The 22,160-nt window shown below is 68.6% G+C and carries 16 protein-coding genes, 1 tRNA gene and 1 pseudogene; 12 read left to right on the forward strand and 6 right to left on the reverse strand.

The window, feature by feature from the left end:
* Positions 1-14: 14 nt before the first annotated feature.
* Positions 15-1,991, reverse strand: a complete 1,977-nt coding sequence (locus tag E6C64_RS12070; protein WP_136427764.1) for a M13 family metallopeptidase — start codon at positions 1,989-1,991, stop codon at positions 15-17.
* 168 nt (positions 1,992-2,159) lie between these two features.
* Here E6C64_RS12070 and E6C64_RS12075 point away from each other — a divergent pair, with 168 nt between their 5' ends.
* The 3 genes from E6C64_RS12075 (at position 2,160) to E6C64_RS12085 (ending at position 5,002) form a co-directional block, all read left to right on the forward strand.
* Entirely contained in the window at positions 2,160-3,368 is a 1,209-nt protein-coding gene (locus tag E6C64_RS12075) for an MFS transporter (RefSeq protein WP_136427765.1), read from the forward strand.
* A 65-nt stretch (positions 3,369-3,433) separates the two neighbouring features.
* Positions 3,434-4,129, forward strand: a complete 696-nt coding sequence (nucS, locus tag E6C64_RS12080; protein ID WP_136427766.1) for an endonuclease NucS — start codon at positions 3,434-3,436, stop codon at positions 4,127-4,129.
* A gap of 186 nt (positions 4,130-4,315) precedes the next feature.
* Positions 4,316-5,002 carry an HAD hydrolase-like protein gene (locus tag E6C64_RS12085; RefSeq protein ID WP_136427767.1) on the forward strand — a complete coding sequence of 229 codons (687 nt, stop codon included), beginning with the start codon at positions 4,316-4,318 and terminating at the stop codon, positions 5,000-5,002.
* 89 nt (positions 5,003-5,091) lie between these two features.
* On the opposite strand, the gene E6C64_RS12090 is transcribed toward E6C64_RS12085, so the two are convergent.
* A complete protein-coding gene (locus tag E6C64_RS12090; RefSeq protein ID WP_136427768.1) occupies positions 5,092-5,373 on the reverse strand; it encodes a metal-sensitive transcriptional regulator in 282 nt (93 codons plus the stop codon).
* A gap of 165 nt (positions 5,374-5,538) precedes the next feature.
* On the opposite strand from E6C64_RS12090, the gene zwf reads away from it, so the two are divergent.
* Positions 5,539-7,023, forward strand: coding sequence for a glucose-6-phosphate dehydrogenase (gene zwf, locus E6C64_RS12095; protein WP_136427769.1), 1,485 nt, complete (start codon positions 5,539-5,541; stop codon positions 7,021-7,023).
* Positions 7,024-7,112: 89 nt separating this feature from the next.
* Here zwf and msrA read toward each other — a convergent pair whose 3' ends face one another.
* Positions 7,113-7,625, reverse strand: a complete 513-nt coding sequence (msrA, locus tag E6C64_RS12100) for a peptide-methionine (S)-S-oxide reductase MsrA (RefSeq protein ID WP_136427770.1) — start codon at positions 7,623-7,625, stop codon at positions 7,113-7,115.
* Positions 7,622-8,131 (reverse strand): peptide-methionine (R)-S-oxide reductase MsrB, encoded by a 510-nt coding sequence (gene msrB, locus E6C64_RS12105; RefSeq protein ID WP_136427771.1) that lies wholly within the window; start codon positions 8,129-8,131, stop codon positions 7,622-7,624. Before msrB ends, msrA begins: the two co-directional genes overlap by 4 nt.
* 153 nt (positions 8,132-8,284) lie before the next feature.
* Here msrB and malQ point away from each other — a divergent pair, with 153 nt between their 5' ends.
* Positions 8,285-10,120, forward strand: a complete 1,836-nt coding sequence (gene malQ / locus E6C64_RS12110) for a 4-alpha-glucanotransferase (RefSeq protein WP_136427772.1) — start codon at positions 8,285-8,287, stop codon at positions 10,118-10,120.
* Between the two features lie 38 nt (positions 10,121-10,158).
* On the opposite strand, the gene E6C64_RS12115 is transcribed toward malQ, so the two are convergent.
* Both E6C64_RS12115 and E6C64_RS12120 read right to left on the reverse strand, forming a co-directional pair.
* Complete coding sequence (locus tag E6C64_RS12115; RefSeq protein WP_233255605.1) at positions 10,159-12,168, reverse strand: amidase; 2,010 nt, start codon at positions 12,166-12,168, stop codon at positions 10,159-10,161.
* A 135-nt stretch (positions 12,169-12,303) separates the two neighbouring features.
* Positions 12,304-12,390 (reverse strand) — tRNA-Leu (locus tag E6C64_RS12120).
* A 357-nt stretch (positions 12,391-12,747) separates the two neighbouring features.
* Here E6C64_RS12120 and E6C64_RS12125 point away from each other — a divergent pair.
* The 7 genes and pseudogenes from E6C64_RS12125 to pknB all read left to right on the forward strand — a co-directional run.
* Positions 12,748-13,419 (forward strand): annotated as a pseudogene (locus tag E6C64_RS12125) (FHA domain-containing protein); the annotation flags it as partial.
* A 215-nt stretch (positions 13,420-13,634) separates the two neighbouring features.
* The gene (locus E6C64_RS12130) at positions 13,635-14,225 is read left to right on the forward strand and encodes an FHA domain-containing protein FhaB/FipA (protein ID WP_136427774.1); all 591 of its coding nucleotides are present in this window, start codon (positions 13,635-13,637) and stop codon (positions 14,223-14,225) included.
* A 5-nt stretch (positions 14,226-14,230) separates the two neighbouring features.
* Positions 14,231-15,604, forward strand: coding sequence for a Stp1/IreP family PP2C-type Ser/Thr phosphatase (locus E6C64_RS12135; protein ID WP_136427775.1), 1,374 nt, complete (start codon positions 14,231-14,233; stop codon positions 15,602-15,604).
* 53 nt (positions 15,605-15,657) lie between these two features.
* Entirely contained in the window at positions 15,658-16,986 is a 1,329-nt protein-coding gene (locus E6C64_RS12140; RefSeq protein ID WP_136428677.1) for an FtsW/RodA/SpoVE family cell cycle protein, read from the forward strand.
* A 52-nt stretch (positions 16,987-17,038) separates the two neighbouring features.
* Positions 17,039-18,493: a peptidoglycan D,D-transpeptidase FtsI family protein gene (locus tag E6C64_RS12145; protein ID WP_136427776.1), complete on the forward strand. Its 1,455-nt coding sequence runs from the start codon at positions 17,039-17,041 to the stop codon at positions 18,491-18,493.
* On the forward strand, positions 18,490-20,370 hold the full coding sequence (locus E6C64_RS12150; RefSeq protein WP_136427777.1) for a serine/threonine-protein kinase: 1,881 nt from the start codon (positions 18,490-18,492) through the stop codon (positions 20,368-20,370). The genes E6C64_RS12145 and E6C64_RS12150 overlap by 4 nt, the downstream gene beginning before the upstream one ends.
* On the forward strand, positions 20,370-22,157 hold the full coding sequence (gene pknB / locus E6C64_RS12155) for a Stk1 family PASTA domain-containing Ser/Thr kinase (RefSeq protein ID WP_136427778.1): 1,788 nt from the start codon (positions 20,370-20,372) through the stop codon (positions 22,155-22,157). Before E6C64_RS12150 ends, pknB begins: the two co-directional genes overlap by 1 nt.
* Positions 22,158-22,160: the final 3 nt, after the last annotated feature.

The raw sequence follows: 22,160 nt of genomic DNA on the forward strand, positions 1-22,160 counted from the left end.
GAAGCCGGCCGAGCTCACCAGATGCTGACGCGATCCTCCGGCGGCAGCCAGAGGGCGTCGGAGTCGGTCACCGTGAAGGCGTCGTAGAAGGCGTCGACGTTGCGGACGATCTGGTTGCAGCGGAACTCGCTCGGCGAATGCGGATCGATCGCAAGCAGGCGGATGACCTCGGCGTCGCGGGCCTTGAGCTGCCATGCCTGCGCCCAGGAGAGGAAGAACCGCTCAGCTCCGGTCAGGCCGTCGACCACGGGTGGCTCCTCACCGTGGAGCGAGAGCAGGTACGCCTTCCAGGCGATCCCGAGCCCGCCGAGGTCCCCGATGTTCTCGCCGATGGTGAGCGCGCCGTTCACGTGGTGATCCGGCGTCTGCAGCGGCGCGAGCGCGTCGTACTGCTTGATCAGCGAGGCCGTCCGGGTCTCGAAAGCGGCCCGGTCGTCGGCCGTCCACCAGTCGATGAGGCGGCCGTCGCCATCGAATCGCGAGCCCTGGTCGTCGAAGCCATGGCCGATCTCGTGACCGATCACCGCGCCGATCGCACCGTAGTTCGCTGCGGCATCACGGTCAGCCGTGAAGAAGGGGAACTGGAGGATCGCCGCGGGGAAGACGATCTCGTTGAAGCCCGGGTTGTAGTACGCGTTGATGGTCTGGGGCGTCATGAACCACTCGTCGCGATCCAGCGGTCTGCCGATCTTGCCGAGCTCGCGGGCGAACTCGAAGGCGGCCGTGCGGCGGACGTTGCCCACCAGGTCGGACGCGTCGGTCTCCAGCGACGAGTAGTCGCGCCACCTGACCGGATAGCCGATCTTCGGCGTGAACTTCTCCAGCTTCTCCAGCGCCTTGGCACGGGTGTCCTCGCCCATCCAGTCGATGGCGGCGATGGAGTCCCGGTAGGCGTCGACGAGATAGTCGACGAGCTCGTCCATGGCGACCTTGGCGCTCGGCGGGAAGTGACGGTCGACGTAGGTGCGGCCCACCGCCTCGCCCATGGAGCCTTCGACGAGCGAGACTCCGCGCTTCCAGCGCGCGCGCATCTCCGGCGTGCCCGTGAGGGTCTTGCCGTAGAAGTCGAAGTTGGCCTCGACGAACTCGGATGACAGGTAGGCCGCGGTGCCGCGGACGATCTGCCAGGACAGCCAGTCACGCCAGGCATCGAGGCGGTCCTCGACGAGCAGCGAGCCGAGCCCGGTGACGAAGCTGGGCTCGCGCACGACCACCTCGGCGAACGCGCCGTCGGGTCCGTCGACGCCTTCCAACCAGGTGCCGATCAGGGCGGCGTCTCCTGCCAGCGCCGCGAACTCGTCGACGGTGGCGAGGTTGTAGGTGGCCTGGCTGTCGCGGGTGCGCACGTTGTCCCAGTGCGCGGCGGCGAGCGCGGTCTCGAGGTCGAAGACCCGCTGCGCACGATCCGCGAGGTCGTCGAGCCCCGCAAGATCGAGCATGCGGGCGAGATGCAGCCGGTACGCCTCGCGGATCTGCGCGAAGGACTCCTCGCGGTAGTAGCTCTCATCCGGCAGGCCGAGTCCCGCCTGCTCGACGACGACGAGGTAGCGCTCGGGGTTTCCCGGATCATTGTCGACGTAGAGCTGGAAGAAGCCCGAGGTGCCCGTGCGTTCGAGGTTTCCGAGGGTGGCCAGCAGCGAGGGGATGGAGTCGACGGCGGCGGCCACCTCGAGTAGTCCGGCGATCGGGGCGGACCCGAGCTTCTCGACGGTCTCCTCGTCGATGAAGCTCGAGTAGAGGTCTCCGAACTTGCGCTCCTCGGTGCCCGGTTCTGAGTCCTGGGCTTCGATGATGATGTCGCGCACCGCACGCTCCGCCTCTTCGGCCAGCAGGTAGAAGGAGCCGTAGCGGGCCCGGTCGGCGGGGATCTCCGTGCGCTCGATCCACCTGCCGTTGACGTGCCGGAACAGATCGTCCTGCGGTCGGGTGGCGGGGTCGAGCTCGTCGAGCTCGATGCCGGAGGTCAGGGCGTCGGGTGCAGTGTCACTCACGATCCACCAGCCTATTCGGGACCATCGGGCGCTCACCCACCTGTCAGCGAACGTCCGGGCGCATGTGGCGCGACCAGTGACTTCGATCTCTGCTCGGAGCGCGGAGCGCCTGCATCCAGACACGCGGTGCAGGCGCGCGCGATCTTCGGCGTCCCATAGCGTTGACGGGTGACCACCGATGCCGCCGTCCTCCCCCGGAGCGAAGTGATCGGATGGCGCAACGCCATCTTCGTCGTCTTCGCCCTCGCCGGCTTCGCCGTGGCCAGCTGGCTGTCTCGGGTGCCCGCAGTGCGGGACGAGCTCGCCGTGTCGACGAGCGTGCTCGGCTTCGTCCTGCTGGGGCTCGCGGCCGGATCGATGGTCGGCCTCACCGCGTCGAGCGGTGTCATCGAGAGGCTCGGCGCCGCGCGCGGGCTGCTCGTCGCCGTCGCCGCCTCCGTCGCCGGTCTGCCCATCGCCGCCATCGGCTCCTCGGTCGGGAGCCCGGTGCTGACCTTCGCGGGCCTCGCCGTCTTCGGCTTCGGCAACGGGATGTGGGATGTCGCCATGAACATCTCGGGTGCCGCCAACGAGCGCGCCCTCGGCCGCTCGGTCATGCCGCTCTTCCACGCTGCATTCAGCCTCGGGACGGTGATCGGAGTGGGCGCGGGCTCCCTCGCCGAGGCACTCGCGGTTCCCGTGATCGTCCACGTGTCGATCGCGTCGGCGCTCATCCTGGTGGGCGCCCTCACGGCCACGCGCTGGTTCCGATCGGAGCGCACCGCCGAGACGCACGACGAGGTCCGCCCCGACTGGCGCGAGCGCCTCAAGGTGTGGGGCGAGCCGCGGACGCTGCTGATCGGCCTCCTCGTGCTCGGCATGGCCTTCGCCGAGGGCAGCGCCAACGACTGGCTGCCGCTCGCCATGGTGGACGGTCATGGACTGCAGAACGATCAGGGCGCCATCGTGCTCGGAGTCTTCCTCGCTGCCATGACCATCGGCCGGTTGGGAGGCGTGTTCCTGCTCGACCGGTTCGGGAGGGTTCCGGTGCTGCGCACCGCCGCCGCATTCGCGGTGGTCGGCCTGGCGCTGGTGATCTTCGGGCCGACGCCCGCCGTCGCCATTATCGGCTCGGTGATCTGGGGGCTCGGCGCATCGCTGGGCTTCCCGGTCGGCATGTCCGCGGCCGCCGACGATGCGCGGATGGCGAGTGCTCGCGTCAGTGTGGTGGCGACGATCGGCTACCTCGCCTTCCTCGGTGGTCCTCCGCTCATCGGCATCCTCGGCGATCAGGTGGGACTGCTGCGCGCGCTGCTGGTCGTGGTCGTCCTCGTGGTGATCTCGGGACTGGTGACGGGCGCGGCCCGCGAGCCGAAGCCCGCGGTGCCGAAGGCCTGATCGCCCGGTCGGCCGCACCGGCTGCCTTGCGGCCTCCGCTCCTCCGGGGTGGCTAGCATCGTCGGGTGCGTCTTGTCGTTGCCCACTGCTCCGTCGATTACGCCGGAAGGCTCAGCGCACATCTGCCGCTCGCGCCACGCGTGCTCATGCTCAAGGCGGACGGGAGCGTGCTCATCCACTCCGATGGCGGCTCCTACAAGCCCCTCAACTGGATGAGCCCGCCCTGCTCGGTGAGCGTCTCCCAGCCCGACGAGCACGAGGCGGCGGGTGGCGTCACGGAGCTGTGGACCGTGCGGCACGCGAAGACCGACGATGTGCTCGTTGTGTCGCTGCACGAGATCCTCCACGACTCGGCTCATGAGCTCGGCATCGATCCCGGCCTGATCAAGGACGGCGTGGAGGCCGATCTGCAGGAGCTGCTGGCGGAGCAGATCGAGGTGCTCGGCGAGGGACACACTCTGGTCCGCCGCGAGTACATGACGGCGATCGGCCCGGTGGACATCCTCGCCCGCGATGCGAATGGACGATCGGTGGCGGTCGAGATCAAGCGCCGCGGCGGCGTGGACGGCGTCGAGCAGCTCACCCGGTACCTCGAGCTGATGAACCGCGATCCGCACATCGCTCCGGTCACGGGCGTCTTCGCCGCGCAGGAGATCAAGCCGCAGGCCCGCACCCTCGCGCAGGACCGCGGCATCCGCTGCGTCGTGCTCGACTACGACGCCATGCGCGGCATGGACGACGTGCACGCCCGCCTCTTCTGACCCGCACCCTGTTCCCGCCGCTTCCACCGATCAGGGGATTCTGCACGGATCAGGAGATTGCTGGATGAAAGGGGCGCTGGACGCCCGTTGCGGTCCGATTTCGGGGGCAATCCCCTGATCCGTGCAATCATCGGTCCCTCAGACTGGGCGTCGATCAGGCGATTTGCGCTCCCCTAGGCTGATTGCATGACCGCCTGGAGCTGCGTGCTCTTCGACCTCGACGGCACGATCACGGATTCGGCCGCTGGGATCACCGCCACGCTCGCGCATACCCTCGAGGTGATGCAGCGCCCCGTGCCGTCACCGGCCGAGCTGCTCGCCTTCGTCGGCCCGCCGATCCTCGACGGCTTCGCGGCGCTCGGACTCGATCCCGCGCAGAGCCGAGAGGCCCTGGCCATCTACCGCGAGCGCTATCACGAGCGCGGCGCCTTCGACAGCTCGGTGTACCCCGGCATCGAGGAAGCCATGCGCGCCATCGCCGCGACCGGTGTGCCGCTCGCGCTGGCGACCTCCAAGCCCGAGACGCAGGCGCGCAGGATCCTCGACCACTTCGGACTCGACGACCTCTTCACCTTCATCGGCGGCGCATCGGACGACGAGGCGCGCAGCGAGAAGGCGGACGTCGTCTCTTACGTGCTCGACAACCTCATCGCGCTCGAGGTCGACGTATCGAACCCCGTGATGATCGGTGACCGCGAGCACGACGTGCACGGGGCGGCGGCCAACGGCATCCCCACGATCTTCGTCGAGTGGGGCTATGGCTCCGACATCGAGAAGGTCGGCTCGATCGCCGTGGCCGACACCCCATCGGATCTGCCCGTCTTCATCTCGCGCGGCACCCCCGAGCCGCCGGTGGCGAACGCCGCCATCTGACCCCGGCGAACCGTCGAGGTGACCCCAACGGCTGGCTTGATCGGATCGAGTCAGCCATCCGAGTCACCTCGGACTCCGCGCCGGCCCGTTCAGGAGCGGACGAGGCGCGCGATCGCCTGCGATGCCTCGCGCAGCTTCTCCTCGGCGACCTCGCCGCCCACGGTCGCCGCTTCGGCCACGCAGTGCGCGAGATGGTCGTCGAGCAGGGCCAGGGCGACGCTCTCCAGCGCCTTCGTGGCCGCGGCGACCTGGGTCAGCACGTCGATGCAGTAGGTGTCCTGCTCGACCATCCGTGCGATGCCGCGCACCTGGCCCTCGGCGCGGCCGAGTCGGCGGAGCACGTCGTCCTTGTTTCCCATGTAGCCGATCACCTGAGCAGGGTACCCCCGGGGGGTAGCGCCAGCGTCGAGAGTGCATGTCTTGGCGCGCCGGTGGAGCCGTCGCCGTGAGCATCCGAGAGCGGCGGGACTGTAACACCTGTGTGAATCTTGATCGAGCCGTGGGTCGATGCGCCCAGCACCTGCCACGCTGAACGGATGACCGCCTTCACCGTCGAGTCGAAGGTCTCCCGTGGCCCCGACCGGATCGAGCCCCACGTCGTCGTCCTGTTCGGCGCCACCGGAGACCTCGCGAAACGCAAGCTCCTGCCGGGGATGTTCCACCTGGCGCTCTCCTCCCTCGCACCGGCCATCGAGATCGTCGGGACCTCTCTGGAGGAGATCAGCTCCGAGGAGTTCCGCGAGCTCGCCCACTCCGCCTGCGACGAGTTCAGCCGACTGCCGCTGACGGAGGAGCAGTGGGAGTTCTTCGCCTCGAAGATCCACTACGTCTCCCAGGCGGCCGGTCCCGAGGCGCTGGCGACGGCGGTGCGCGCAGCGCAGCAGCGGCTGGGCGAGGGAGCGCGCCTGCTGCACTACACGAGCGTCCCGCCCAAGGCCGCGCTGGCCGTCGTCCACATGCTGGAGAAGGCGGATCTGGTCGCGAACTCGCGGATCATCATGGAGAAGCCGTTCGGCACCGATCTCGCGAGCGCGGTCGCGCTCAACGCAGAGCTCCACGAGACGTTCGACGAGAGCCAGATCTTCCGGATCGACCACTTCCTCGGCAAGGAGCCCGCGCAGAACATCCTCGCCATCCGCTTCGCGAACGGCCTGTTCGAGCCGATCTGGAACCGCAACTTCATCGATCACGTGCAGATCGACATCCCCGAGACCCTCGGCCTCGATCGCCGAGCGGCCTTCTACGAGTCGACGGGCGCCTACAAGGACATGGTCGTCACGCACCTGTTCCAGGTGCTCGCCTTCATGGCCATGGAGGCGCCGACCGCCCTGGAGCCCCGCGCGATCAGCGAGGAGAAGAACAAGGTCTTCCGCTCCATGCTGCCGATCGATCCCGCCAAGGTGGTCCGCGGTCAGTACATCGGCTACAAGGACGAGCCGGGGGTCTCCCCCGACAGCGACACCGAGACGTTCATCGCGCTGCAGTGCGAGATCGACAACTGGCGCTGGGCCGGAGTGCCGTTCTACCTGCGCACCGGGAAGCGACTCGCGGAGGGGCAGCGGATCATCTCGATCGCGTTCAAGGAACCCCCGAAGAGCATGTTCCCGATCGGGTCGGGCCTCGGCGTCAAGGGCCCCGACCACCTGACCTTCGACCTCGCCGACGCGGCCAAGATGTCGCTGTCGTTCTACGGCAAGCGCCCGGGACCCGGCATGAAGCTCGACAAGATCAGCATGCAGTTCGCGATGCAGGAGACCGACAACGCGGGCGACATCCTCGAGGCGTACGAGCGGCTCATCCTCGACGCGATGAAGGGCGACCGGACGCTGTTCACGACGTCGGAGGGCATCGAGCGGCTCTGGGAGGTGTCGGAGGCGCTGATCGAGGATCCGCCTCCCGTCCGCACCTACGCCCAGGGCTCGTGGGGTCCGAACGCCATCCACCAGCTGGTGGCGCCGAACGCGTGGCGGCTGCCCTTCGAGCGCGCCTGGCGCGAGAAGAAGAACCCGCAGGTTCCGTAGGCGCCCGTTCCTCCTTCGGGCACACGCACATCGTCCGGGCACACCCTTGAGGGTGTGCCCGGACGATTTCGATGTGCCGCGGGTAGCGACTAGGCGGGCTGCTCCTCGCGGTGCGGGAGCTTCCATCCCGGACGCACGTAGTGGCAGGTGTAGCCGTAGGGGTTCTTCTCCAGGTAGTCCTGGTGCTCCTCCTCGGCCTCCCAGAACGCGCCGGCCGGCTCGACCTCGGTGACGACCTTGCCCGGCCAGATGCCGGACGCGTCGACGTCGGCGATAGTGTCCAGGGCGACCTGCTTCTGCGCCTCAGACGTGAAGAAGATGGCCGAGCGGTAGCTGGATCCGACGTCGTTTCCCTGGCGGTCCTTGGTCGACGGATCGTGGATCTGGAAGAAGAACTCCAGGATGTCGCGGTAGCTGATCACGTCGGGGTCGAACACCACCTCGACCGCCTCGGCGTGGCCGCCATGGCTGCGGTAAGTGGCGTTGTCCTCCCAGCCGCCGGAGTAGCCGACGCGGGACGAGATCACTCCGGGACGTCGGCGCAGCAGCTGCTGCGCTCCCCAGAAGCAGCCGCCGGCGAGGATCGCGGTCTCGGTCGTCATCGTGCGTTCTCCTCGGTGTCGGTCGCGGTGTCGGTCGCGGTGCCGCCGAACAGGGCGCGGTAGTCGCCGTAGCCCTGGCTCTCGAGCTGGCCGACGGGGATGAAGCGAAGGGCGGCGGAGTTGATGCAGTAGCGCAATCCTCCGGCCTCGACGGGGCCGTCGTCGAAGACGTGTCCGAGGTGGCTGTCGGCGTTGGTGGAGCGCACCTCGACGCGACGCATCCCGTAGGTGTTGTCCTCGTGCCGGATCACGTTCGCCGAGTCGATCGGCTGCGTGAAGCTCGGCCAGCCGGAGCGGCTGTCGTACTTGTCGGTCGAGGAGAAGAGCGGCTCTCCCGAGACGATGTCGACGTAGATGCCGTCATCGTGGTTGTCCCAGAACTCACCGGTGAAGGCGGGCTCGGTGGCCGACTGCTGGGTCACCGCGAACTGCTCGCGAGTCAGGGCGGCGACCGCCTCAGGGCTCTTCGCGTACTTCGTCGCGGTCTTGCTGGACTGGGTGGTCATGGTGTGTCCTTCTGTCTCATGTCGCTGGCTGCGACATCGGGGCTTCTGGCCTCAGTAGATAGAACCGCGGGAACCTGGAGTTAGTTCCCCGTCGGCAGGGAACTTGCTGTGCGCATCGTGGCCATCCTGCTGCACCGAGCGAGAGGATGGAGCATGCCTCTTCCCGCTCGCCTCGCCGCGCTCGCACAGCAGCACGGCATCGCCACCTCCTTCGACGACTGGCGAGGGCGCTCGACGGAGGCGTCGGAATCGACGGTCACGGCGATCCTTGCCGCGATGGGGATCACCGAGTCGAGCGACCCGGGTCCCGTGCCGTCGGGCACTGCCTCCGTCGTGAGCGATCCCCACGCCTACCTCGGTGTGCCCGAGTCGCTCGGCGACGGCCCGGCCTGGGGGTTCGCCGTCCAGCTCTACAGCGTCCGGTCCCGCCGGTCGTGGGGCGTCGGCGACCTCGGCGACCTCGCGACGCTCGCCCGCTGGTCGGCTGAGCTGGGCGCCGACTACATCCTCATCAACCCGCTGCACGCGGCCGAACCGGTCGCGCCGCTGCAGCCTTCGCCCTATCTGCCCTCCTCTCGGCGATTCTGGAATCCGCTCTACATCCGCGTGGAGGACGTGCCGGAGTTCGCGCAGGTCGACGCCGAGGAGCAGGCCGTGATCGAGGCGCTGGCCGCCTCGGTCCACGACGAGCTCGACGGCGCTGAGCTGATCGACCGCGACACATCGTGGAACGCCAAGCGGGCAGCACTCGAACTGCTCCACCGTGCCCCCCGGAATGCGGAACGGGACGCGGCGTACTCCGCATTCCGCGAGCTGCACGGCGACGCACTCACCGGCTTCGCCACCTGGAACGCCCTCGCGGTCGGGCACGGCGTCGACTCGCGGCTCTGGCCCGAGGAGCTGCGCGATCCGGCGAGCGCCGCCGTCGCGGAGTTCGCGACCGGACATCCCACGGAGATCGACTTCGAGATGTGGCTGCAGTGGGTGCTCGACGAGCAGCTCGAGTCCGTCCAGGCCACGGCGAAGGCCGCCGGGATGAGCATCGGGATCATGCACGACCTCGCCGTCGGGGTGCACCCGGGCGGCGCCGACGCCTGGCGCAACCGCTCCGTCTACGCGGGGGGCGTGCGCGTCGGTGCCCCGCCGGACGCCTACAACCAGATCGGCCAGGACTGGCAGCAGCCTCCCTGGCGTCCCGATCGTCTCGCCGAGCGCGATTACGCGCCCTTCCGCGACCTGATCCGCAACGTGCTGCGCCATGCGGGCGGAGTCCGGATCGATCACATCATCGGACTGTTCCGCCTCTGGTGGATCCCCGAGGGCGCGTCCCCTGCGGAGGGGACCTACGTGCGCTACGACCACGAGGCCTTCATCGGCATCCTGATCGAGGAGGCGCGGCGGGTCGGCGCCGTCATCGTGGGCGAGGACCTCGGCGTGGTGGAGCCCAGCGCCCGCGTCTACCTGAAGGAGCACGGCATCCTCGGCACGTCGATCCTCTGGTTCGAACGCGGACAGGACGGCGAGCCGCTGCCCGCCGAGCAATGGCGGGAGCTGTGCCTCGCGTCTGCGACGACCCACGATCTGCCTCCCAACGCCGGCTACCTCGAAGGCGTGCACGTCGAGCTGCGTGACCGGCTCGGCCTGCTCGAGCGCCCGGTGCAGGAGGAGCGAGAGGCGGACGAGCAGGATCGGTCCAGCTGGCTGGCGGAGCTGCGCCGCCGGGACCTCCTGGCGGGCGAGGCGACCGTCGAGGACACGGTCACCGCGCTGCACCGCTATCTGAGGCTTGCACCCTCGCGGCTGCTCAATGTCGCACTCACCGATGCGGTGGGCGACCGGCGCACGCAGAACCAGCCGGGAACGGATGAGAGCCAGTATCCGAACTGGCAGATCCCGCTGTCGGGACCGGATGGGAAGCCGCTGCTGCTCGAAGACGTCCTGGTATCGGATCGCGCGCAGGCATTGGCGGCGGCGATCGACGGTCGCTGAACCGTCGGAGACCTGGCAGAGATCCCGCCCAGACTGCTCTATTCGGAGTGATCGGGCAGTGCCGCGAAGACCAGCGACGCCGCCGACCTGCCGCGGAGCACGACGATCATCAGCTCGTTGGTGAGGCGCTTCCGTGAGCGAGACACCCTTCCCCGGAACAGGCCCGGCGTCTGTGGATCAGTACGCAGGATGTGGCCGTCGACCCACACCTCGGTCGAGTCGGCGACAGCCTCGGCGCTGACCTCCACCTGCCAGAACCGATCCGTCGGCGACACCGTCACCACGATCGAATCCATCGCCCCGTCGCCGGCCGTCGGGTCGACGCGCGCGGCTCCGTCCCTGGTCTCGATCTGATTGCTCGGCAGGGTCGGCGTCAGGAAGGCGGGCTGTCGCCTCCGCGTCGCTGCCTCGTACGCCGAGGCGTGATCGATCAGCGCGTCGTCGCTGTAGGCGGCGCCGGCGAAGGTGAGACCCACCGGCATCTGGATGTCGCCCATGAAGCCCATCGGCACGGTCACTGTCGGGATGCCGAGGTGTCGGATCACCCGGTTGCCGTTGGAGTAGACGACTCCATTGCGCGATGCTGCCTCCAGGCTCTCCGGCCGGGTGAACAGATCGACTCGACCCACATCGCCGGCCGCAGGGAAGACGACCAGGTCGAGCTTCAGCGCCGCCATCCAGTCCTCGAAGTCCTCGCGCCGTGCCTGCTCGAGTCCACGAAGCAGCTGGGCGATCCCGGGCACCTCGTCGAAGCTCGCCGGCAGGCCCTGCTTGACCAGCTCGGCCAGCCGCTGCCAGTCGAATCCGCCGCGCGCCCGTGTGATCCAGACCGGCACGGGAGCGTCGTCGACCGGGAAGACGGTATCGCCGTCGACGTCGGCCCAGCTGTTCAGCTCGGGGTCCGCGTTGTCGCGCAGGAACGCGTCGAGCGCCATCGCGGTGATCGGCCCGCCCTCGACCGCGCGCCAGTTCGCGGGCACCAGTCCGCGTGCCGCAAGGCCCTGCGAATCGGGGCGGTCCTCTTCGTAGTTGGACACGACCGGGAAGTCGACCTCGATGACCTCGGCGCCGAGTGCGCGCAGATCCTCGGCCGCGCGATCCCAGAGCGCGCGTACCGACGGGCGGATGGCGGGCGGGTCCAGGGGGACGGGATCCTCGCCGATGTAGAGGCGGGGCACCCCGATGCGGAGTCCGTCGAGGCGATCGGGGCGCGGGCGGGCGATGGGCGCAGGCAGCACGGACTCCGGCGTCGGCAGCTCCACGGTGCTCTGCTGGCGCCAGAAGTCACCGCGGGAGTCCTCGTCGGTGACGGCCAGCACGTCGAGCACGCGCAGCAGGTCCGAGACCGTGCGGGTGTGCGGCACCACGACGTCGCAGGTCGGGCGGAGCGGCCAGTTGCCACGGATCGAGAGCACCCCGCGCGAGGGCGTATAGGCGACGAGGCTGTTGTTGGAGGCGGGCGCGCGACCGGAGGACACCGTCTCCTCTGCCATGCCGAAGGCGCACATGCTCGCCGCGGTGGCCGTGCCGGATCCGTTCGACGAGCCCGATCCCCACGCCGCAGTCAGGAACTGCGGGTGGTACGGGCTGCGGGCGTAGTCGTAGACACCGGGCTGCATGCCGCCGGCTGCCATGGGCGGCATATTGGTCTTGCCGAGCAGCACGGCTCCGGCCGCCCGGAGCTGCGCGACGGAGGCCGCATCCTCGTTCGCGACGAGGTCGGCGAGCGCCGGACTCCCGGAGGCGACCGTCAGGCCCTTCACCTTGTAGCTGTCCTTCACCGTGAACGGCACGCCCTCGAGCGGCCCCGCCGTTCCCGCTCGACGCCGGGCATCGGATGCTGCCGCCTGCTCGAGACAGGTCGGATCGAGCACCGCGATCGCGTGCAGGCAGAGGCCGGTGCGGTCGTAGTACGCGATGCGGTTGAGATAGGCGCAGACGAGCTCGACGCTCGTGACTGCGCCGGACTCCATCGCGGCGAGCATCTCGGCGATGCCCAGCTCGACGACATCGATCCGATTTCCCGCCGGGTTCGCTGCTGCATCCACGGTGTCCGCCTTTCCGTCGCGCTCATCCTTTCAGCACGATGTTCCGGCGGGTGTTCGGCAGCGTGTTCGGACGACGCCGGGGCCGTTAACGGGCGAAGCACCGCAGACCCGAACCGGTCTGCGGTGCTTCGACGCTGGTGCGCGAGGGGGGAGTTGAACCCCCACGCCCTCACGGGCACACGGACCTGAACCGTGCGCGTCTGCCTATTCCGCCACTCGCGCTCACCACGACGCTCTCGCGCCGACGAGCGAGATTACCACAGCGTCCAGGCTCCTCTTCGAAGCGGGCATCCAGTCCGCTGCGCGCATGACGGCCACCTTTCCTACCGTCGGCCCGGTATACAAACCTGGCCGACAGTAGGAAGGGTGGCCGGGGCGGGCGGAAAGGTGGCCAACGGTAGGAAAGGTGGCCGAGCCGACCGCAGGCGGCGGGCCGACGGCGCTCATCCGGGAGGATGAACCTGCGGCTCAATGGGACGGTCGGGGCGAGGCAGAACGGCTCTCAAAGGGTCGCGGGCTAACATTCCCTGAGGCAAGGCGCGGAGTCCCGCGCGCGCTCGACCGGAAGGCCGCGGACCCGTGGGCATACTCGACAACTTCGAAAGAGGTCTCGAGCGCGCGGTGAACGGCGTCTTCGCCAAGACGTTCCGCTCCGGTCTGCAGCCCATCGAGATCACCTCGGCACTGCGCCGCGAGCTCGACACCCATGCCGCAGTGGTGAGTCGGGATCGCATCCTCGCGCCGAACCGGTTCGTCGTGCATCTCGCGCCCGCAGACTTCGATCGGATGGACGGACTCGGTCCGGATCTGCTCGACGAGCTGACGGCACTGGTCAAACAGCACGCCGCTGCTCAGGGCTACCAGTTCGCCGGTCCCATCAGCATCGACCTGCAGGCGGATCCCCACATCACGGACGGCCTCATCCAGGTCGACTCCGGCAATCTCCGCGGCAAGTCCATCGAGTGGACCCCGGTGCTCGAGATCGCCGGGACGCGCTATCCGCTCGCCAAGGGGCGCACCATCATCGGCCGCGGCTCGGACGCCGACATCACGATCGCCGACACCGGCACGAGCCGCAAACACGTGGAAGTGCTCTGGGATGGGAGCCGCGCCCAGATCAACGACCTCGGCAGCACGAACGGCTCGTCGGTCGACGGACAGAAGGTGACCAAGGCGCTCCTCGCCCCCGACTCGGTCATGCAGATCGGCCGGACCCAGATCACCTTCCGGCTGGTGCCGCAGTCGGCGGACAGCGTCGCGAAGGCCCGTCCGGCCGCGCCCCGGGCTGCGCCACAGGCCGATCAGCCTCCCGCACGTCGGGCACCTCGCGCTGCGGAGCGCCCCGCTCGCCCATCGACGCGCTCGCCCATGCAGTGGCCGGCGGCGGCCGGGGAGTCGTTCCCGGACGATGAGCCGCCCGACGACCCGTTCGCCGAGCTCGGCCTCGACGACTCCGGCAGCTGGCGATGAGCGAGCTCACCCTCCTGATCCTGCGTTTCGGATTCCTCGCGCTGCTCTGGGCCTTCGTCTTCGGCATCGTCTATGCGCTGCGCTCCGACCTGTTCGGCGCACGCGTGCGTCGACTGCAGGATGCGGCACCCGCCGGCCCGACCGGACTGAGCGGTCCGGGCCTCGGGACAGGCCCCGGACCGGTGGTCGCGCCCGCCCTCTCCCCCACGTTCGCGGACGCTCCCCCGGCGGTGCAGTCGCTGCCGACCGGCAACCCCGTGCTGCTCCAGCAGGGCAGGCCGATGGCGACCACAGGATCGGCCATGCGGCTCGTCATCACCTCGGGTCCGAAAGCCGGAACCGAGATCCCTCTGGGCTCCGAGCCGCTCACCATCGGCAGGTCCAGCGAGTCGGGACTGCAGATCCGCGACGACTACACCTCCACCCACCACGCCCGCCTCCTGCTCTGGGGCGACGAATGGGTCATCCAGGACCTCGACTCCACGAACGGCACGTTCCTCGACGGCGCGCGAGTGACCGTTCCCACCCAGATTCCGATCAACACGCCTCTCAAGGTCGGCGCCACGACGTTCGAGCTGCGACGGTAGGCGCAATGGCGCAGTTCACCGTGGGAGCAGCCGCCTCCCATGTCGGCAAGGTCCGATCCAACAACCAGGACTCCGGGTACGCCGGCGGCCAGCTCTTCGTCGTCGCCGACGGCATGGGTGGCCACGCGGGCGGCGACATCGCCTCCGCCATCGCCGTCACGCGGATCGCCGAGACGGACGCCCAGTACTTCGCGACCGCCTCCGATGCCGAGATGGCCCTGCAGTCCGCGCTCGTAGCGGCCAACCAGCTCCTGGCCGAGACCGTCTTCGAGCACCCCGAGCTGACCGGCATGGGCACGACGGTCTCCGCCTTCATCCGGGTCGGCGACCAGATCGCGATGGCGCACATCGGCGACTCGCGGATCTACCTGCTGCGCGGCACCGAGCTCACCCAGATCACGATCGACCACACATTCGTGCAGCGGCTGGTCGACAGCGGGCGGATCACGCCGGAAGAGGCGACCACCCATCCCCGGCGGTCCGTATTAATGAGGGTGCTCGGCGACATCGACGCAGCTCCCGAAATCGACACAGGCATCATGACCACGAGTGCGGGCGACCGGTGGATGATCTGCTCCGATGGGCTGAGCAGCTATGTCGGCGAAGACCGCATCCGCTCGATCATGGGCGACAACACGCCTCCCGCCGATGTCGCCGACCGCCTCATCAAGGAGGCCCTCGAGCACGGCGCTCCGGACAACGTCACGGTCATCGTGGTCGACATCGACCCGTTCGGCGGGGACGCCGCTCAGCCGGGCATTGCGACCACCGTCGGCTCGGCGGCCGCGCCCCTCGAGTTCGAGGGCGATGCCGGCAAGCGGGGCAAGCTGCCGAACATGATCCTGCACCCGATCAAATCGACGGTCGTCGCGCGGGATTCGCACTTCGAGCCGGAGACCGAGGACTACCTCGACGCGCTCATCGCCGAGGACCGGCGACGCTCGCGCACCCGCCGGGTGACCTGGCTCGTGGTGATCGGAGCCATCGTGCTGGCGATCGTGATCGCCGCGGTGATCGGCTACAACTGGACGCAGAGTCGCTTCTACGTCGGCTCGAACGCGGGCCACGTCGCCATCTACAAGGGCGTGCAGCAGAGCATCGGCCCCATCCAGCTGTCCTCCGTCTTCCAGGACACCGATCTGTCCGTGTCGGAGCTCGGGTCGTATGACCGGACACGGGTGGAGAGCACGATCAGCGCAGGCAGCGTCAACGACGCGTTCGCCATCGTGACCAGCCTCGAGTCCCGCGCGAGCAGCGGATCGAACGCGGGGTCAGGATCCTCGGCCGGCACGTCGGCCGGCACCTCACCCAGCGCCTCTCCCACCGCGACGTCGAGCGCGGGAACGGGGACCGCGGCCGGCACGGAGCCGGCTCAGTGAGCTCCGGCACGCTGTCGGATGCGCGCTCGCCGCGCTCCGAGCGGGTGCGCACCATGCGCCTGCCCCGCAGACTGCGCAACATCGAGTTCCTGCTGCTGGTGGCGGTGTGGCTGATCAACCTCGCGGCCATCGCTCTCGTGCAGCTCGGCGCGCTCGGTGCGACGGAGCCGACGATGCTCGGCCTCACCCTGCTGGTGTCGGGTCTCACCTTCGTGATGCACCTCGAGCTGCGGGTGATCGCGCGCGAGGCCGATCCGTTCATCCTGCCGATCGCGACCCTGCTCAACGGGATCGGCATCGCCGGCATCTACCGGGTCGACATCGCCTATGGGGATTCCGGCTGGGAGTCCGCCGCGGTCCGACAGGTCGTCTGGACCGCGCTGGCGATCATCATCGCGATCCTCGGCCTCGTCTTCGTCCGCAATCACCGCGTGCTGCAGCGCTACACGTATCTGGCGATGCTCGTCGGGGTCGTCCTGCTTCTGCTGCCCATGCTCCCGGGCATCGGCCTCACCATCAACGGCGCGCGGGTGTGGATCGGCGTCGGCCCGTTCACCTTCCAGCCCGGCGAGATCGCGAAGATCGCCCTCGCCGTCTTCTTCGCCGGATACCTGGTCACTCGTCGTGACTCGCTCTCGATGGTCGGGCGCAAGTTCCTGGGCTTGAAACTGCCGCGCATCCGCGATTTGGGCCCGATCCTGGTCATCTGGGCGCTCGCCATGTCGGTCATCGTCTTCCAGCGCGACCTCGGCACCGCCCTGCTCTACTTCGGCCTCTTCCTCGTGATGCTCTACGTCGCGACCGGGCGGTTCAGCTGGGTGCTGATCGGCCTGCTCCTGTTCGGCGGCGGCGCATTCGTCGCCGGACGAACACTCGAGTACGTCGGCGGACGACTCAACAACTGGCTCGACGCCTTCGACCCGGTCAGCTATGACACGCCCGGCGGGTCGTATCAGCTCGTCCAGGGCCTCTTCGGACTGGCGCACGGCGGCCTCATCGGCACGGGGCTCGGCCAGGGGATGCCTGAGCAGACGCCCGTCGCGCAGAGCGACTACATCATCGCCACCCTCGGCGAGGAGCTGGGGCTCACGGGCGTCTTCGCGATCCTGGCGCTCTACCTGCTCTTCGTCTCCCGCGGATTCCGGATCGGCTTCGCCGGGCAGGACGACTTCGGCAAGCTGCTCGCGGTCGGCCTCTCGTTCGTCGTCGCCCTCCAGTGCTTCGTCGTCATCGGCGGCGTGACCCGGGTGATCCCACTCACCGGCCTGACCACCCCGTTCCTCGCTTCGGGCGGATCGTCGCTCGTGGCGAACTGGATCATCGCCGCCCTGCTGCTGCGCATCTCCGACTCGGTCCGCAGTCAACCGAGGCTCGTCGTATGAGCGCCACGAAGCTGGATTCGCGACATCACCCGACTCATATGAATGGAACGGCATGAACAGGGAGCTGAAGCGGGTCAGCGTGCTCGTCGTGCTGATGTTCGTCGCGCTCTTCGTGTCGACGTCGATCATCCAGGTGTTCCAGGCCGACAACCTCTCGGCCGACCCGCGCAACGCGCGCACGCTCTACGACGGCTACGACGTACAGCGCGGGTCCATCCTGGTCGCCGGGCAGCCCGTCGCCGAGTCCGTGGCCTCCGACGACCGCTACAAGTACCAGCGCACCTACTCGAACGGCGAGCTCTACGCGGCGGTCACGGGGTACTTCGCGATCGGCGGCGCCCCGACCGGCATCGAGGGCGCACTCAACTCCGACCTCAGCGGAACGGCCGGCTCCCAGTTCCTCGACCGGATCAGCCGCATCGTGACCGGTGAGGCCCCGCGGGGCGACTCCGTCGAGCTCACCATCGACCCTGTGGTGCAGCAGGCCGCATGGGACGCGCTCGGCGATCTGCAGGGCGCGGTCGTGGCGGTCGACCCGAAGACCGGCGCCATCCTCGCCATGGTCTCGAAGCCGTCGTTCGACCCCAACCCGATCGCGAGCCACGATTCCGATGCCTCCGACGCCGCGTACTCGGGCCTGCTCGACGATCCCAGCCAGCCGCTGCAGAACCGGGCGATCGAGGGCGACCTCAATCCGCCCGGCTCCGTGTTCAAGCTCGTGGTCAGTTCAGCGGCGCTCAACGGCGGCAAGTACACGCCGGACAGCGAGTTCCCGAATCCGTCGACCTACCAGCTGCCCGGCACGGACACGTTCATCAACAACTCAGAAGGCGGCAGCTGCGGAGGCGGCGATACCGCCACCATCGCCACCGCGCTGCGGCTGTCCTGCAACATCCCCTTCGCCGAGCTGGGCGGAGCACTCGGCGAGGACACGATCGCCGCCATGGCCTCGGCCTACGGCTTCGGCCAGGACGTGTCGATCCCGATGTCCGTCACGCCCAGCACCTACCCGGCCGGCCTGGATGCGGGACAGCTGGCGCTGTCGTCCTTCGGCCAGTACGAGGACCGCGTCACCCCGATGCAGATGGCGATGGTGTCGGCCGGCATCGCCAACGGAGGAGTCGTCATGCAGCCCAACCTCGTGAAGCAGGTGCTCGCACCCGACCTCACCGTGCGCTCGACCTTCACGCCGACGGAGTTCTCGCGGCCGATCTCAGATAACACCTCTGCAACACTCACCCAGATGATGGTCAATGGTGTCGAGAACGGCGCGGCCAGCAATGCAAGAATAGACGGGGTCAGCGTTGCCGGGAAGACGGGGACAGCGGAGAACGGTGGGGATGATCCCTACACGCTCTGGTTCACCGGTTTCGCTCCAGCGGATGATCCGCAAGTCGCCATAGCGGTCGTGGTCGAAAACGGGGGAGGGCTCGGTCAAGACGGGTTCGGGAACCTGGTCGCCGCGCCCATCGCCAAGCAGGTAATTGAGGCGGTACTGAACAGATGAGGCCGACAGCGGGTCTGACCTTCGGGGGTCGCTACCAGCTCCAATCCCGCGTCGCCATCGGCGGCATGGGCGAGGTGTGGGAGGCCACCGACCTCGTCATCGGGCGCACCGTCGCCATCAAGATCCTCAAGGACGAGTACCTCGGCGACCCCGGGTTCCTCGAGAGGTTCCGGGCCGAGGCCCGTCACGCGGCGCTGGTCAATCACGAGGGCATCGCCAACGTCTTCGACTACGGAGAAGAGGACGGCTCGGCCTTCCTCGTCATGGAGCTCGTGCCAGGTGAGGCGCTCTCGTCCGTGCTCGAGCGCGAGCACATGCTGAGCACCGATCGTGTGCTCGACATCGTGGCCCAGACCGCATCGGCACTGCAGGCCGCGCACGCCGCCGGCCTGGTGCACCGCGACATCAAGCCGGGCAACCTGCTGATCACTCCTGACGGTCGCGTCAAGATCACCGACTTCGGCATCGCCCGGATCGCGGACCAGGTTCCGCTGACCGCCACCGGCCAGGTCATGGGCACGGTGCAGTACCTGTCCCCGGAGCAGGCCAGCGGTCACCCCGCGAGCCCCGCCACGGACATCTACTCCCTCGGGATCGTCGCCTACGAGGCCCTCGCCGGCCGTCGGCCGTTCTCCGGCGAATCGCAGGTCGCGATCGCGATGGCGCAGATCAACGAGACTCCGCCCGACCTCCCGGTGACGGTCGCCGAGCCCGTCAAGCAGCTCGTGCTGGCCAGCATCGCCAAGAGCCCCTCCGACCGGCCGTCCTCCGCCGCGAACCTCGCCCGCGCGGCGACCGCCCTTCGTCGCGGAGATCTGCAGGCCGCGGCCGCGGCAGTGCCGGGCGTGCTGCCGTACAACCCCACCTTCACGCAGGCGATGTCGAACCCCGACGCCGCCACCCAGCTGTTCAATCCCGCGGGCAGCACCACCCAGGCGACCACCCTTCTCGCGGCAGGTGCGGCAGCCCAGACGGGGATGACGGGCCAGCTCACCACGAGCGGCGTCCCCATCCGCCGGGAGGATCAGAAGTCCGACCGGCGCAGCCCGTGGACCTGGCCGCTCATCGGGCTGATCATCCTCCTGGTGATCATCGTGGTGGCGACGATCTTCCTGCTCGTCAACCGCGACGGCAACGCCACCCCCGCGACATCGCCCGCGGTCAGCACCCCCGCCGTCACGCCCAGCACCTCCGCGACCCCATCCGCCGCACCGAGCGCGACCACTCCTCCCGCCGCGACCAAGGTCACGGTGAACGCCGCCGACTACGTGAACCGACCGTTCCAGGACGTCGTCGACGACCTCAACGCGGCGGGCCTGCAGGCATCGTCCGCCGTGGGCAACGCCGCGACCTCCGAGGATCAGGTCGGGCTCGTCACCGCCATCAACCCCACCGGCAACCTGGACCAGAACACCCGCATCACCGTGACGTACAACGGTCCTATGGCGGACATCCCGGCCCCCGGCGCACCGACCACATCAACACCAACGGTAACCGCGAGCACGGCGACTTCTACGACAAAGGTGGCTGTCAGCTGGCCGGCCTTCGGCGGATGCCCGGCCGGAACCACGCGCAGCGGATACTCCATCACAGTCAACGGAGCGTCCAGCACTACTAACGGCGCTACACCGCCTTCTAGCAGCAACGGGAGCTTCCCTGTAGGCGCCGGCGTGACCAGTTACAACGCCATTGTCGCTGACACTCAAGCTGGGCAGATTCAGGTGAATTATGTTGCCTTCTGCAATGACCGTCCGTCCCCCAGCTCCGACACATTGACCGTGACTGTGAACGCCGCACCGGCCCCGGGTGGAACCGGAACGGGAACGGGGACGGGTACCGGAACGGGCACTGGGACAGGCACGGGTAACGGCGGCTGATGGTGACCTCGACCGGACCAACCCAGCTCCCGTCGGAGGCGGCCGCCGAGCCGCCCCGACGGCTGCTCGCGGGGCGCTACCAGATCGGGGCGCTGATCGGTCGCGGCGGCATGGCCGATGTGCACATGGGAACCGACAACCGGCTCGGTCGCACGGTCGCCATCAAGCTGCTGCGCTCGTCTCTCGCCACCGACCCGGCGTTCCGGATGCGATTCCGGCAGGAGGCCCAGGCGGCAGCCCGCATGGCGCATCCGACGATCGTCCGCGTCTTCGATGCCGGAGAGGAGATCGTCCGCGACGCCAACGGCGTCGAGAGCCAGCTGCCGTTCATCGTGATGGAATACGTCGACGGCAAGCTGCTCAAGGAGATCATCGCCCGCGGTCCGCTCGAGCCGCCCGAGGCGACCCACATCGTCGAGGGCGTCCTCACCGCGCTCGAGTACTCGCATCGCGCCGGCGTCGTGCACCGCGACATCAAGCCGGGCAACATCATGATCACGCGCGCCGGCCAGGTGAAGGTGATGGACTTCGGCATCGCCCGGGCCATCTCCGACTCCTCTGCGACCGTGGCGCAGACGACCGCCGTGCTGGGCACCGCGCAGTACTTCTCCCCCGAACAGGCTCGAGGCGAATCGGTCGACGCGCGAACCGACCTCTACTCCACCGGTGTCGTCCTGTTCGAGATGCTGGCCGGACGACCGCCATTCCGTGGGGACACCCCGGTGGCCGTCGCGTACCAGCATGTGAGCGAGGCGCCGCCCATCGCGAGCAGCTTCAATCCCAAGGTCTCCCCCGCGCTCGACTCGGTCGTCGCCCACGCTCTCGCGAAGGACAAGACCCAGCGGTTCCAGACCGCGGCCGAGTTCCGTGAGGACGTGCAGACGGCTGCCACCGGCAAGGTGCCCGCCCGCAAGCTGCCGCAGACCGAGTTCACCTCGGCACTGTTCGGCGCGCCGCCCAGCGAAGCACTCGGCTCGGCCAACATCGCGATGAAGCAGCTCGCGGCCGATGACGACACCGTCGTGCGCACGCAGACCCGACCCCCCGCGGTCTGGATCTGGGCCGGAATCCTCAGCGTCCTCGTCATCGTCTTCGCCGTCGTCTTCTGGGTGGTCACCCTCAAGCCGAGCGATGACCTCCCCTCGTCATCCCGCGATGTGCCCGCTCTTGTGGGCACGACTTACGCGAGCGCCGAACGCGCCCTGACCGATCTCGATCTGCTTCCGCTGGAGAAGATGGAGTCGAGCGCGACGGTGCCCGCCGATGAGGTCATCCGGACCGATCCCGAGGCGGGGACGGTCGTCAGCGAGGGCACGTCGATCGACGTCTACGTCTCGACCGGACCGGTGCTGAACGCGGTGCCGAATGTCGTCGGGCTGGATCAGGCCGTGGCGCAGCAGACGCTCGTCGACTCGAAGCTCGTCGTCGGCGTCATCACGACCCAGCATTCCGCGACGGCCGCGAATGGAACAGTCATCGCCACCGATCCGGTCACCGCGACCGCGCTCACCGAGGGGTCGACCGTCAACCTGATCGTCTCCGACGGACTGGTCGAGATGCCCGACGTGCGCAACCTTCCGCTCGCCCAGGCCCGCGAGCAGCTGGAGAGCGTCGAGCTCGGGCTGCGGGTCAAGGTGGGTCGGGTCGGCGGCTGCGGGGCGGCATCGGATATCGTCCAGACCCAGTCCCTAGCTCCGGGAACCGTCCCTCAGAACTCCGAGGTCACCTTGACGTACTGCGACGGGACCGGGTCGACGACCCCGGAACCGACGACGCCCGCCGGCTGACCC

This window comes from Naasia lichenicola, from assembly GCF_004801885.1.
In the GTDB taxonomy this organism is placed as follows: domain Bacteria; phylum Actinomycetota; class Actinomycetes; order Actinomycetales; family Microbacteriaceae; genus Naasia; species Naasia lichenicola.

Bases quoted from the DNA above. Each gene is read 5' to 3' on its own strand.
- E6C64_RS12085 (WP_136427767.1), top strand. From the start codon at position 4,316: ATGACCGCCTGGAGCTGCGTGCTCTTCGACCTCGACGGCACGATCACG.
- E6C64_RS12140 (WP_136428677.1), top strand. From the start codon at position 15,658: ATGCGCCTGCCCCGCAGACTGCGCAACATCGAGTTCCTGCTGCTGGTG.
- msrB (WP_136427771.1), bottom strand. From the start codon at position 8,131: ATGACCACCCAGTCCAGCAAGACCGCGACGAAGTACGCGAAGAGCCCT.
- E6C64_RS12150 (WP_136427777.1), top strand. From the start codon at position 18,490: ATGAGGCCGACAGCGGGTCTGACCTTCGGGGGTCGCTACCAGCTCCAA.
- E6C64_RS12130 (WP_136427774.1), top strand. From the start codon at position 13,635: ATGAGCGAGCTCACCCTCCTGATCCTGCGTTTCGGATTCCTCGCGCTG.
- zwf (WP_136427769.1), top strand. From the start codon at position 5,539: ATGACCGCCTTCACCGTCGAGTCGAAGGTCTCCCGTGGCCCCGACCGG.
- msrA (WP_136427770.1), bottom strand. From the start codon at position 7,625: ATGACGACCGAGACCGCGATCCTCGCCGGCGGCTGCTTCTGGGGAGCG.
- malQ (WP_136427772.1), top strand. From the start codon at position 8,285: ATGCCTCTTCCCGCTCGCCTCGCCGCGCTCGCACAGCAGCACGGCATC.
- E6C64_RS12135 (WP_136427775.1), top strand. From the start codon at position 14,231: ATGGCGCAGTTCACCGTGGGAGCAGCCGCCTCCCATGTCGGCAAGGTC.
- pknB (WP_136427778.1), top strand. From the start codon at position 20,370: ATGGTGACCTCGACCGGACCAACCCAGCTCCCGTCGGAGGCGGCCGCC.
- E6C64_RS12145 (WP_136427776.1), top strand. From the start codon at position 17,039: ATGAACAGGGAGCTGAAGCGGGTCAGCGTGCTCGTCGTGCTGATGTTC.